9 protein-coding genes are annotated in these 12823 nt (G+C 64.0%); 2 read left to right on the top strand and 7 right to left on the bottom strand.

Annotation, left to right across the window (positions count from 1 at the left end; all coding sequences use genetic code 11):
• Positions 1-70: 70 nt before the first annotated feature.
• On the bottom strand, positions 71-1672 hold the full coding sequence (locus RT131_RS14795) for an NAD(P)/FAD-dependent oxidoreductase (protein ID WP_313173560.1): 1602 nt from the start codon (positions 1670-1672) through the stop codon (positions 71-73).
• Between the two features lie 167 nt (positions 1673-1839).
• On the opposite strand from RT131_RS14795, the gene RT131_RS14790 reads away from it, so the two are divergent.
• Together RT131_RS14790 and RT131_RS14785 are read left to right on the top strand one after the other, a co-directional pair.
• A complete protein-coding gene (locus RT131_RS14790; RefSeq protein WP_313173620.1) occupies positions 1840-3936 on the top strand; it encodes a M13-type metalloendopeptidase in 2097 nt (698 codons plus the stop codon).
• A 294-nt stretch (positions 3937-4230) separates the two neighbouring features.
• Positions 4231-6240, top strand: a complete 2010-nt coding sequence (locus RT131_RS14785; protein ID WP_313173559.1) for a M13 family metallopeptidase — start codon at positions 4231-4233, stop codon at positions 6238-6240.
• A gap of 333 nt (positions 6241-6573) precedes the next feature.
• Here the strand turns inward: RT131_RS14785 and RT131_RS14780 are convergent, their stop codons facing one another.
• From RT131_RS14780 to RT131_RS14755, 6 genes are all read right to left on the bottom strand, one after another.
• The gene (locus RT131_RS14780) at positions 6574-7218 is read right to left on the bottom strand and encodes a rhomboid family intramembrane serine protease (protein WP_313173558.1); all 645 of its coding nucleotides are present in this window, start codon (positions 7216-7218) and stop codon (positions 6574-6576) included.
• 41 nt (positions 7219-7259) lie between these two features.
• The gene (locus RT131_RS14775) at positions 7260-7604 is read right to left on the bottom strand and encodes an MGMT family protein (protein ID WP_313173557.1); all 345 of its coding nucleotides are present in this window, start codon (positions 7602-7604) and stop codon (positions 7260-7262) included.
• A complete protein-coding gene (locus RT131_RS14770) occupies positions 7604-8527 on the bottom strand; it encodes a DMT family transporter (RefSeq protein ID WP_313173619.1) in 924 nt (307 codons plus the stop codon). The genes RT131_RS14775 and RT131_RS14770 overlap by 1 nt, the downstream gene beginning before the upstream one ends.
• Positions 8528-8857: 330 nt before the next feature.
• On the bottom strand, positions 8858-10210 hold the full coding sequence (gene gorA, locus RT131_RS14765) for a glutathione-disulfide reductase (protein ID WP_313173556.1): 1353 nt from the start codon (positions 10208-10210) through the stop codon (positions 8858-8860).
• Positions 10207-11457 (bottom strand): FAD-dependent oxidoreductase, encoded by a 1251-nt coding sequence (locus RT131_RS14760; protein ID WP_313173555.1) that lies wholly within the window; start codon positions 11455-11457, stop codon positions 10207-10209. Before RT131_RS14760 ends, gorA begins: the two co-directional genes overlap by 4 nt.
• Positions 11458-11484: 27 nt before the next feature.
• The gene (locus RT131_RS14755) at positions 11485-12690 is read right to left on the bottom strand and encodes a DUF418 domain-containing protein (RefSeq protein WP_313173554.1); all 1206 of its coding nucleotides are present in this window, start codon (positions 12688-12690) and stop codon (positions 11485-11487) included.
• Between the last annotated feature and the right edge of the window lie 133 nt (positions 12691-12823).

Here is a 12823-nt window from a genome sequence, read left to right as displayed (position 1 = left end):
GCAAGAAGAGGAGGCGACGCAAGTCGCCTCCTCTTTGTTTATCGTTCCTGGTGTCACACAATCGTCCCCGTCAGCACTCGGCCAATAAGGTTTTGGCCGCATTGAACCCCGGCGCACCTGTCACGCCGCCGCCTGGGTGGGTACCTGATCCGCAGAGATATAGCCCTGGGATTGCGCCACGGTAGTTGGCCTGCCCCAACATCGGGCGGGCACTGAACAACTGGTTGAGGCTCAGTGCTCCATGGAAAATATCGCCTCCTATCAGCCCAAAGGTGCGCTCCAGGTCGAGCGGACTCATGATCTGCCGGCCCAGGACGGAGTCCGCAAAGCCTGGAGCGTGCTTCTCTACAGTAGCGATCATCAGATCCGCGACTTCTTCGCGATGGTCGTCCCAGCTGCGTCCATCTGGCAGCTGCGGGGCTACGTGCTGACAGAACAGGCTGGCGACGTGTTGTCCTGGCGGTGCAAGTGAATCATCCAGCGTGCAGGGGATCAGCATCTCGACTATCGGCTCACGCGACCAACCATATTGGCGGGCATCCAGATACGCACGGTCCATATAGTCCAGGCTGGGCGCGATGATGATGCCTGCGGTCAGATGGTCGCCCTGCCCCGGCAAAACGCTGAAATCCGGCAACTTTGACAACGCCACATTCATGCGGAAGGTTCCGGAGCCGCAGCGCCAGTTGGCCATGCGCTCCAACGTAGCCGCCGGAACATCGGCAGGATCGAAAAGCCGCTCGTAGAGAAGCTTCGGATTGACGTTTGCAACGATGGCCTTGCCACGCAGCACTTCGCCATCAGCAAGCACGACACCAATCGCACGCCCCTGCTCGACCAGCACCTTGCTGACGGCAGCATCAGTACGAATCTCAACACCGGCTTCGACCGCCGAACGCGCCATCGCCTGGGTGATCGCCCCCATGCCGCCGATGGCATGCCCCCAGGCACCTTTGATGCCATTGCTTTCACCAAACACGTGATGCAGCAGCACGTAGGCGGTACCCGGCGCATATGGGCTGGCGTAGTTGCCAACGATGCCATCGAAGCCAAACAAGGCCTTGATCGGCGCGCTCTCAAACCAGCGGTCCAGGTATTCGGCGGCGGAGATGGTGAACAGATCCATCAACTCCTGTTGCAAGCCCGGATCCAGACGCTGCAGCTGTCGGCCGAGTTGCCCTGCCTTCCAAAGTTCAGGCAAGGCACGCAGCCAACCGTTGCCGCTGATATTGGGCGGCGCCTGCAGCGCCTGTGCCCGCAACACGTCGGCAAAGATCTCAAGCCGCTGCTCGTACTCGGGCAGGCGCGCGGCATCGCGTGCGGAAAAACGCGCGACCTGTTCTGCCGTGCGTCCGCCACCGACCAATAGATAGTCATCCTTGCCCAGCGGCAGGAAGTTGTTGAGCTTGCGCGGAACCACCCGCAGACCATGCCGCTCCAGCTCAAGCTCGGCAATCACCTTGGGCTGCAGCAGCGACACCGTATAAGAGGCCACCGAGTTGCGGAACCCGGGATGGAACTCCTCGGTGACCGCCGCGCCCCCAACCACTGATCGCCGCTCAAGCACCAGCACGCGCTTGCCGGCCTTGGCCAGATACGCCGCACACACCAGGCCGTTATGGCCGCCGCCGATCAGGATCGCATCCCACTGCTTGCTTGATGTCTTGGTCATTCCCGCTGTATAGCACCGGCGAGCGGCTGCCGCCCATAGGAAAGACCCGGGAGCGACCATGACCTTCTACACCCTTTCCTCATCGGTTTCAGGCGTATCTTCCTGCTTCGGTCCCGGCTTCGGGGCCTCACTCATGCTCTGAAATCGGCCTGGAGGCCTTTCCCGTGATCGTTCGCAAACCCCAGATTCTCCTGCTGTCGCTGGCCGTCGCCGCCGCGCTGACCGGTTGCCCCAAGCAGGAAGAGCAGTCCCCGCCCGCCGCCACCGCCGCTGCGCCGGCCGCCACCGAGCTGAAGCTGGACGAGTCCAAGCTGCCGGCCTACAACGCCTTCACCGCCGCCGACCTGGACCCCAGCAAGGACGCCTGTACCGATTTCGGCGGCTACGTGAATGACAAGTGGCTCACCGCCAACGAAATTCCGTCCGACCGCACCAGCTGGGGCGCCTTCACCATCCTCGACGAGCGTTCGGTGGCCGTGCAGCACCAGCTGGCCGAGCAGGCCGCGGCGATGAAGAACGCCACCGGCATCGAGAAGATCGTCGGTGACTTCTGGGCCTCGGGCATGGACGAAGCCAAGATCAACAGCCTGGGCATCACCCCGCTGAAGGCCGACCTGGCCGCCATCGACGGCCTGCAGGACAGCGCCGCACTGGCCGACTACCTGCGCAGCACCGCCGCCAAGGGCGAGAACTTCCTGTTCGGTTTCGGTCCGGAAGCGGACTTCAAGAACTCGACCATGAACATGGCCTACGCCAGCCAGGGCGGTCTGGGCCTGCCGGACACCACTTATTACACCGACGCCAGCAAGGCCGACAAGCTCAACGCCTACAAGGCCCACGTGGCCAAGGTGCTGGAGCTAAGCGGCGTGGCCGCGGCCGACGCCGCCAAGCAGGCCGAGGAGGTGATCAAGTTCGAGACCCGCCTGGCCAAGGCCTCCAAGTCCAGCGTCGAGCTGTCGCGCGACGTCTCGCTGTACTACAACCCGGTCACCGTTGCCGATGCCGACAAGCTGACCCCGAACTTCAGCTGGACCGAGTTCTTCAAGGCCCAGGGCATCACCGCGCCGGAGAAATTCTCGCTGGCCATGCCCGCCTTCCACCAGGAAGTAAGCAAGATGCTGGCCGATACCGACCCGGCCGCGTGGCGCGCCTACCTGCGCTTCCATACCGTGGACGGTGCCGCACCGTACCTGAGCAATGAGTTCGTGCAGGAGAACTACGCGTTCTACGGCAAGGAACTGAACGGCCAGAAGGAAATCAAGCCGCGCTGGAAGCAGGTGCTGGGCACCATCGAGAACGATGCCGGCGATGCTTTCGGCCAGATGTACGTCAAGGTTGCCTTCTCGCCGGAAGCCAAGGCGAAGATGGAAGTGCTGGTCAAGAACCTGGCCGACGCACTGAAGGACCGCATCCAGAACCTGACCTGGATGAGCGACGAGACCAAGGCCAAGGCCATCGCCAAGTGGGAAACCTTTACCCCGAAGATCGGCTACCCGGACAAGTGGCGTGACTGGTCGGGCCTGAGCACCACCCACGATGACTACCTGGGCAACGTGCGCGCCGCCAACGCCTTCAACTACAAGTGGGCGCTGGGCAAGATCGGCCAGCCGGTGGACAAGACCGAGTGGGGCATGACCCCGCAGACCGTCAATGCCTACTACAACCCGCTGCAGAACGAGATCGTGTTCCCGGCCGCCATCCTGCAGCCGCCGTTCTTCGACCCGAACGCCGACGACGCGCTGAACTACGGCGGCATCGGCGCGGTGATCGGCCATGAAATGACCCACGGTTACGATGACCAGGGCAGCCGCTTCGGGCCGACCGGTAACTTCGAGAACTGGTGGACCCCGGCCGATGCCAAGGGCTTCTCCGGCCTGACCGGCAAGCTGGTCAACCAGTTCAACGAGTACAAGGTGGGCGACCAGAAGGTCAACGGCTCGCTGACCCTGGGCGAGAACATCGCCGACCTCGGCGGTCTGGCCACTGCTTACGACGCCCTGCAGAAGGCGTCGGCCGGCAAGGAAGACGCCAAGGTTGACGGTTTCACCCGCGACCAGCGCTTCTTCTTCAACTGGGCCACCGTGTGGCGCACCAAGTACACCGCTGAAAACGCCAAGGTCCGCCTGGCCACCGACCCGCACGCCCCGGCGCAGTTCCGCGCCATGGGTGCGCCGTCGAACCTGCCGACCTTTGCTGCGGCGTTCCAGTGCAAGGCCGGTTCGCCGATGGTCCGCACCGGCGACAAGCAGGTGGTGATCTGGTAACCGCTGCCCCGCAGTGAGCACCGAAGAAGGCCCGGCAATGCCGGGCCTTCTTTTTGCCCGCGTAACAGGAATGTGGGAGCGGCGTAAGCCGCTAAGCTGAGCAAGCCCAAGACGCCAGAAATCAACGCAAACCAGTCAATACCAGCCGCATCATCCGCAGTGGCTTCGCGGCTCACACCGCTCCCACAACCACCGGTTTTGATGCAGTACCCAATTCCGTGCCCTGCCCCGGCACCAATCCGCCGCCAGCTTGTTAAACTCCGCCCACTTTGTCCTTCTGCGGATATGCACCACATGCCCAACGTTCGCCCACTTACCCTGGCCCTGGCCTTCTCCCTGGTGACCGTGCTGTCCACCAACGATGCGCAGGCCGCCCGCAAGAAGCCTGCGGCACGGGCACCGGCAGTGAGCGCGGCCTGTACGGACTTCTACGAAACCACCAACGGCAACTGGCTGAAGGCCAATCCGGTGCCGCAGACCGGCGCGGTCAGCGCCCTCGGCACCCTGGCGGACAACACCCGTACCCAGCAGCGCCAGTTGCTGGATCGCGCAATGACCGCGCCGCAGGGCAATGTGCAGAAGCTGCTCGGCGATTTCTGGGCCAGCGGCCTGGACGAGGCCGCCGTGGAAGCCGACGGCTCCAAGCCAATCGCTCCCTTGCTGACCCGCATCAACGCCATCAAGAAGGCCAAGGACATCCCGGCCTCGATCGCTGCGCTGCATCAGGTCGGCATCCCGGTGGCCTTCAACTTCGCCCCGGACGTGGACTTGAAGGCGCTGGACCGCCACATCGGTTACTTCATGCAGGGCGGCACCGGCCTGCCGGACCCGGCCTTCTACACCCGTACCGATGCTGACACCGTCGCGCTGATGGGCCGCTACCGTGGGTATGTGAAGCAGATCCTGGCGCTGACCGGCACCCCGGCCGCACAGCTCGATGCCGAATCGGCGCTGGTCATCCAGTTGGAAACCGAACTGGCACGCAGCGCCCACTCGGTGGCCGACATCAACAACCCGTTCAACAACTACGCACCGGTCGCCACCAAGGACCTGAACAGCCGCTATCGCAACCTGCAGCTGGATGCCTTCCTGAAGGCTCAGGGTGTGAACGACGACCTGGTGTCACTGGCCGATCCTTCCCTGTTCCAGCAGCTCAATGGCATGGTCAGCCGCCTGCCGGCCAATCAGTGGAAGGCCTACCTGCGCTGGCGCGTGGGTGACGCGATGGCCCCGTACCTCTCCAAGGCCTACCGCGACGCCGAGTTCGAGTTCCGTGGCCGCGTGCTGCGTGGCCAGATCATCGCGCCGTCGCGTCCGGATGCCGTGCTCGACGCCATCAACGTGGCCGCCGGCCCGATGCTCGGCCACGAATACGCGGCGACCTACCTCAACCGCGACACCCGCCGCCAGGCCGGCGTCATGGTCGACCAGGTCCGCGAGGCACAGATCGCTGCCGTCAAGCGCAGCAGTTGGCTCAGCGCCGAGGCCAAGACCGAAGCCGAGGCCAAGCTGGCCGCGATGAAGATCGAGATCGGCACCCCGCTGCGCGACCTGGACTACACCGTGCAGCCCATGGGCCGCGGCAGCTTTGGCGGCAACATCCTGATCGCCTCCACCTGGCGTCATGCCCAGGAAATGAAGCGCATCGGCAAGGGCAACGCCGACCGTCGCTGGGACGTGCTGCCGCAGCAGCCCTCCATTGCCTATGACATCGCCCAGAACCGCCTGATCGTCACCGCTGCCGCACTGCAGGGCCCGATTTTTGCCAGCAACGCCAGCAATGCCGAGAAGTTCGGTGCCTTCGGCGGCCTGGTCGCGCATGAAGTCAGCCGCGCGATCGACGTCAAGGGCGCGATGATCGATGCCAAGGGCGAACTGCGCAGCTGGTGGACGCCGGCCGACAAGAGCGCCTGGACCCTGCTCGGCAATCGTGTCGCCGCGCAGTACAGCGCCTACCCGTTCCCCGGCGTCAAGGATGCCAAGGTCAATGGTGAGCTGACCCGCGACGAGAACATGGCCGACCTGTCGGGCATGGAGATCGCCTGGGAGGCATTCAGTGCCGCTCAGGCCGATGCCAAGCAGGCCGACAAGCAGGACTTCTTCAAGGGCTGGACCAGCCTGTGGGCGCAGCAGCTATCGCCGAACGAGGCACTGCAGCGCCTGCGTACCGATGTGCGCGCCCCGGGCCGCTGGCGCAGCAATGCACCGCTGTCCAACCTGCCGGCGTTTGGCGCCAGCTTCAGCTGCAAGCCGGGCCAGCCGATGCAGCGTACCGACGCCGAGCAGATCAGGATCTGGCGTTGATGCGGTATTGAAGCAAGCAAAAAGGCGCGGACTCCGCGCCTTTTTGCATTCTTACTGTAGTGCCGAGCCATGCTCGGCAGGGGCTTTACCGGTGAGGCCCCTGCCGAGCAGGGCTCGGCACTGCATCTTTCGGCTCTGTTGGTAGAGCCCCTGCCGAACATGGCTCGGCACTGCATCTTTCAGCTCTGTTGGTGGAGCCCCTGCCGAGCATGGCTCGGCACTGCATCTTTCGGCTCTGTTCGTAGAGTCCCTGCCGAGCATGGCTCGGCACTACATCTTTCGGCTCTGTTGGTAGAGCCCCTGCCGAGCATGGCTCGGCACTACAGTTGCCTGTTATTTGACGCGGCGCAGGTGTGGGCCGCGCTTGTTGAACGGCGGTTGGCCGCGCCAGTAGCGGATCAGCAGCCAGCCAAACAACATGCCGCCGAGATGCGCGAAGTGGGCTACGCCCGGCTGCCAGCCGGTGAAGCCCAGCAGCAGTTCAATCGCACCGAACACGATCACGAAAGTGCGTGCCTTCATCGGGATCGGCGGGAACAACAACATCACCCGCTGGTTCGGGAACAACATGCCGTAGGCCAGCAGCAGCCCGAACACGCCACCGGAGGCGCCCAACACCGGGTTGTATTCACCGGCAAATGCGGCCACCAGCAACTGGCACAGGCCGGCACCGACCACGCAGACCATGTAATAGGTCAGAAAGCGTTTCTCACCCCAGGTCATTTCCAACGGCGCACCAAACATGAAGAGCGCCAGCATGTTGAAGAACAGGTGGCCGAAGCCGCCATGCAGGAAGCCATAGCTCAACAGCTGCCACGGCTCAAACCCCGGTGAGTCGGCAAAGAACTGCTGCGAACCCAACGGCCACAGCATCAACTGGGTAAAGATGCCCGCCGTTTGCGGCAATTGCTGCAGCAGGAACAGGACGACGTTGGCGATCAACAGCGTCTGGGTGATCTTGGGTAGGCGCGGGAACATGATGGCATCCGGGGAAACTGGCTACATCATAGCCGCAGCGGCTAGCCAGGACCCCAGATCGCCTCGTCCAGGCTGCGCGGCGGTTTGGGCCGCTTCACCCTGCCGTTCTCCACCGCCACGCCCTCGGCCCGCAGCCGCTGGCTCTGTTCGCGCCAACCGCGCGAGCCCTCCGGCATTGCGATGCGACCGTCCGAGCGCAGCACTCGATGCCAGGGCAGCTCCGGGTCCTCATTGTTGCCCAGCAGGCGCGCCACCAGCCTTGCCCTTCCGGGCAGCCCGGCCTTGGCCGCCACTTCGCCATAGCCAAGCACCTGCCCACGCGGAATGGCACGAATCGCCTCGAGGATGCGTGCATGCCCAGCGGCGGCACTGGCCTCCGGGCTCATCACTTCTTCTTCGCCACGCCGCTGCCCACCAGCAGCACGCCCAGCAGCACCAGCACCGTCCCGGCGCTTTGCCAAATGCCCATCGGTTCGTCGAGCAGCCATACGCTGAGCACAATCGTGGAAACCGGCCCCAGCATACTCACCTGTGCGGCCAGCGAGGAACCAATCCGCTTGACCCCGATCATGATCGCCAGCACCGGCAAGACGGTACAGACCGTGCCGTTGAGCAGTGACAGCCAGTACACCGGCGGCGCGTACTCCCACAGCGCTGCCCACGGCTGGAACAGCAGGTATTGGCCGATGCACAGCACGCAGGCCACCATGCTGGCATAGGCGGTCAGGCGCACCGCACCGATCCGTGCCACCGCCTGACCACTGCCGAACAGATACACCGCATAGCTCAGCGCACTGGCGAACACCAGGGCCGAGCCAATCAAGGTACGCCGGCCTTCGAGCTGGATGTCATGGCCGAAGGCCAGCAAGACACCCAGATAGCTGACCAGCAAGGCAGCTATCTGGATGCGGGTGGGCCGTTGTTTGAGCATCACCAATGCGATCAACACCACCAACGTGGGGCTGAGATACAGGATCAGCCGTTCCAGCGTGGCGCTGATGTATTGCAGGCCAAGGAAATCCAGATAGCTCGACAGGTAATAGCCACTGAAGCCGAGCAGCAGTACGCGCCAATGATCACCAGCCGACAAGGGTTGCGCACGCCTTGCCGCCCACATGCCCATGGCGATGAAGAACGGAAACGCGATCATCATCCGCAGCGCAAGCAAGGCGGTGGCATCGGCACCATGCCGGTAGGCGAGTTTGACGATCACGGCCTTGCCGGAAGCAGCGATGGCGCCGGTGGCCGCCAACAGCAGGCCGCTGATCAACAGGCGACGCGAGCTGGTGGGTAGTGTTGGCGTGGCCATGGTTGCCTCGCGCTGGTTTAGAGCAGTCACGCTGTTACGGCATCCGGGGGAGATGGCTTTCTATTATGGGCGCCAAGGGATTTGTACGGGCTGGCGGATAGGACCAAGTTTCTTACCGGAGAAGAAGCAAGATCAACTGCACCCCTCCCCAACCCTCCCCTTGCCTACGGCAAAGGGAGGGAGCAACGGCCGAAGCATTGTCGGCGACTGCAGGATCAGCCTCCTCCCTTGCGCGCAGCGCAGGGGAGGATTGAGGAGGGGTGCCTTTGTGCTGTTGCTGTTGCTGTTGCTGTTGCTGTTGCTGTTGCTTTTGCTGCTGCCCACTCACCCTCAGCGCATCAGCACAACTTCCTCGGCCGAGGTCGGATGGATCGCCACCGTCTCCTCCATCTGCCTGCGCGTCACCCCGGCCTTCACCGCCACCGCAAACCCCTGCAGGATTTCGTCGGCGCCCTCGCCCAGCAGATGGATGCCAACCACCTTCTCGTCCTCGCCAACACAGACCATCTTGAACAGGCTGCGCACTTCACCCTGCCCCAGCGCCTGCAGCATCGGTCGGAAGCGGCTGTAATAGGTGCTGACCTTGCCAAAACGCTTGCCTGCCTCTTCCTCGCTCAGACCGACACTGCCCAGCGGCGGATGCGCGAACACGACGCTGGGAACGTTCTCATAATCGAGCCTGGCCTGAGACTGCCCGCCCAATACGCGGTCCATCAGCCTGCGCGCGGCAGCAATCGCAACCGGCGTCAGGGTCACCCGACCGGTAACGTCGCCAACCGCATAGATGCCGGGTACCGAGGTGTTCTGGTAATCGTCAACTTCGACCTGGCCCTTCTCGCCCAGCTTCACCCCTGCCCGTTCCAGGCCCAGCCCCGGCGTGTTCGGGCCGCGCCCGGTCGCGAACAACACCGTGTCGAACACCGCCTGCTCGGGGCCGTTGTGCAGCTGCGCGCGGATCTGCGCGTGCTGCCGCTGCAACGCTTCCACCTTGCAACCGAAGTGAAGCTCCACGCCTTGCAGCCGCAGGTTTTCCGCCAACTGGTCCGCCACTTCCGCATCAAACTTGTCCAGCAGACGCTGCCCACGTACCAGCAACGCAACCTCGCTGCCCAAGGCGCGCAGCACCCCGGCCAGCTCCACCGCGATATAACCACCGCCTATCAAGGCGACGCGACCGGGCCGCGCCTGCAGCGCGAAGAAATCATCCGAAACACCACCCAGCTCGGCCCCGGGCAAAGTCGGTTTCAGCGGATGCGCGCCGGTGGCGATGACGATGTGTTCGGCCCGGAACTGGGTGCCGTCCTCGCACTCGACGGTGCGCGCATCAATCAGATGCCCACGATTGCTGATCCGCACCACCCCGGTTTCATCAAGCCGCTTCTGATAGCTGGAGTGGATATTGGTGATGTACTGCTGGCGTCGCTCCAGCAGTGTCGACCAGGCCAGCCCCGGCTCCGCCGGCACATCGAAACCCATCCGCCGCGCCAGTCCAATGCGCTCGGCCAGGTCCGCGGCCAGCCACATCGCCTTCTTCGGCACGCAGCCCACGTTGACGCAGGTCCCGCCCAGCGGCGCGGGCTCCAGCATCGCCACCTTGGCGCCGTAGGATGCTGCGCGGAATGCGGCAGCCAAGCCGCCCGAGCCGCCCCCCAGTACCACCACATCGTAATTGCGCGCACTCATTGGAAACGCTCCACACGATACGGTGCAGGGTCGATTGCGGGCGCCCGCCCGGTGATCAAATCAGCCATCAGTTGTCCGCTCCCGCTGCTCATACTGATGCCGAGCATGCCATGACCCGCTGCTAGCCAGACGTGAGCATGCAAAGGTGAGCGCCCCAATATCGGCATGTCATCCCAGGTCATCGGCCGCCAGCCGTACCAGCGCTCATGGATGACCTCACCAATTGGCTGGCGGAGATACTGCCGTGCTGCCTGTTCCAGCGCCTGCAGGCGGGTTCCATTCAAACGCGGGTCCTGCCCGGAAAACTCCATGGTGCCGCCCAGGCGCATCTGCTCCGCCCAGGCAATGACAAATACCGAACGATCCTTCAGTACCACCGGCCGGCTCGGCACCTGCATCGCGCAGCTGCCGGTGATGGAATAGCCCTTGCCGGCCTGGATGGGCACGCGCAACCCCAATCGGGCCGCCAGCCGTGGCGACCAAGCACCGGTCGCCAATACCAGCTCGGAGGCATCGCGGCTGCCTCGATTGGTCTGCACGCGCACGCCGTGCCCGTGCGGTTCGAATGACCGCACCGAGCAGTCTTCTTCGATCAACACGTCGCGCGCGCGCAGTATCCGTCCCAGCTCGGCGGTGTAGCGGTCAGGGCGCAGACTGGCATCGCCCGGGAAACGGATCGCGCCAACCACGCCATCATTGAACGCGGGCTCAGCACGGAGGTACGCACCGCCATCGATAATCTCGGTGGCGATACCCAGCTCGGCCAACGCGCCGCATTCGGCCGCATGGACGTCGAAATTGCGCTGCTGGCGGAACACATAATCCAGCCCCTTCTCGGCGAACTCGCAATCCAGCTGATAGTGCTGCACCCAATCGGCCAGACGTTGCCGCGAGTCGTTCAACAATGCGGCGCGCCCCTGCGCGCTGCGCAGCCAGTCGTGTCGATTGCAGCGCGCAGCGAACTTCAGCAGCCAGCGCCAAAGCGCGGGATCAAGGCGCGGAGGGATATACAACGGTGCCTGCGGCGACAGCATCCAGCGCAAGGCGCGCAGCGGCACGCCCGGCGCCGCCAGCGGCGGTGCGTGGCTGGGAGTGATGGTGCCGCAGTTGCCGTGCGAGGTCGCGCCGCCAAGTTTGCCAGCGTCAATCACCCGCACCTGCCGGCCCGCCTCGCTCAGCGCCAGCGCAGTGGCCAAGCCGGTCGCACCGGCGCCAACAACAAGGACGTCGTCTTTGGGGGAGTTCACCCCCCGGATTTTAGTATCCCGAATGCATCAGCGCCGAAGTGGTGGCAATTGCAAGTATGTGAACCCACGCCACAGCCACTCTACCGGGCCATACTGGAAACGTCGCAACCATAGCTGGCTGAGCAGCACCTGCAAGGCGAACAGTGCAACCGCGAACAGCAGTTGCGCGGCGCGCCCCATCTGTTCGAACCAACCCAGGCCATAACCATAGAAGACCAGCGTGCACACCAGGGACTGCCCCAGGTAATTGCTCAAAGCCATGCGCCCGGCCGGCGCCAACCATTGCAGATGGCGACTCCAGCGCACACCCCATGCGAGGTAGCCCAGACACATCATCAAACCGGCAACCGCCGTCAGCGCATAGGCACCGGCACTACGCATATCGAATCGCCCCGGCGCGTTATACGGATGCAACCAGACACCCAGCAGCATCACCATCAGGCCCGCCGGCAACAGCAACCAACGCAGTCCCGCCCACAGCCGCGGATAGCGCGCAGTGTCGGCGATGGCGCCACTGCGCGCGAACCACGCGCCGATCAGGAACATGCCCAACACCTGAGGGCCCACGACCAATAGCGCCCCCAGTGACGCCCCCACGTCTCGCAGGCGCTGCGCCACCGCCTGCAGGTAACTGCCATGCGCGTACGCCTGCCGCTGCGCTTCGATCGCATTCACCGCAGCAGCGGCCTGTGTGCTTGCGGCATCGGCAGGGGCGAACTGCATCAAGGCTCCCAGCAGCAACATCAGTACAGCTGCGCCCAGATAAGCCAGTGTTCCCAATGCCGGCAACCAACTGCGCGCGGCCTCGCGAAAGGCCAGCAGTACGAAGGACAGCAGCGCATAAGCAACCAGGATGTCACCTGACCACAGCAGCAGCGCGTGCAACACACCGATGATCAGCAAGCCCAGGCTGCGGCGCAGGTAGAAGCGGGTGAAGTCGCGCCCGGCACTGCTGGCCCTTTGTGCCATCACCGCGAATCCGGCACCGAACAACAGCGAGAACAGGGTAAAGAACTTGCCTTGCACGAAGACATAGACGAAGGCATCGGCCCAGTAGTCGCCCCCCTGCCAATGCGGATCGATGCCGGTGAAGGACATGTCCAACGGGCCACTGAAGGCTTCCATGTTCATCAGCAGGATGCCGAACAGGGCAAAGCCGCGGAGCACGTCCAAGGTGGCGATGCGCTCATTGGCCGCCACAGGCTGGAAAGCAGAAGTAGACAACGACAACATCCTTCAGCAGCAGGTGCGCGATTAGAGCATGCCGGAACAAGGTAGTGCCGAGCCATGCTCGGCAGAGGCTTTCCCGCCAACACCGCAACAGCTGCCCTCACCCCAACCCCTCTCCCGCAAGCGGGAGAGGGGC

The organism is Stenotrophomonas sp., from assembly GCF_032066555.1.
In the GTDB taxonomy this organism is placed as follows: Bacteria; Pseudomonadota; Gammaproteobacteria; order Xanthomonadales; family Xanthomonadaceae; genus Stenotrophomonas.
The sequence above is the reverse complement of the archived record's forward strand: the minus strand, read 5'-3'. Positions and strand labels throughout refer to the sequence as shown.

Coding starts and splice junctions, on each gene's coding strand:
- RT131_RS14775 (WP_313173557.1), bottom strand. CDS start 7,604: ATGAGCCCGGAGGCCAGTGCCGCCGCTGGGCATGCACGCATCCTCGAG.
- RT131_RS14795 (WP_313173560.1), bottom strand. CDS start 1,672: ATGACCAAGACATCAAGCAAGCAGTGGGATGCGATCCTGATCGGCGGC.
- RT131_RS14770 (WP_313173619.1), bottom strand. CDS start 8,527: ATGGCCACGCCAACACTACCCACCAGCTCGCGTCGCCTGTTGATCAGC.
- RT131_RS14755 (WP_313173554.1), bottom strand. CDS start 12,690: ATGTTGTCGTTGTCTACTTCTGCTTTCCAGCCTGTGGCGGCCAATGAG.
- RT131_RS14785 (WP_313173559.1), top strand. CDS start 4,231: ATGCCCAACGTTCGCCCACTTACCCTGGCCCTGGCCTTCTCCCTGGTG.
- RT131_RS14780 (WP_313173558.1), bottom strand. CDS start 7,218: ATGTTCCCGCGCCTACCCAAGATCACCCAGACGCTGTTGATCGCCAAC.
- gorA (WP_313173556.1), bottom strand. CDS start 10,210: ATGAGTGCGCGCAATTACGATGTGGTGGTACTGGGGGGCGGCTCGGGC.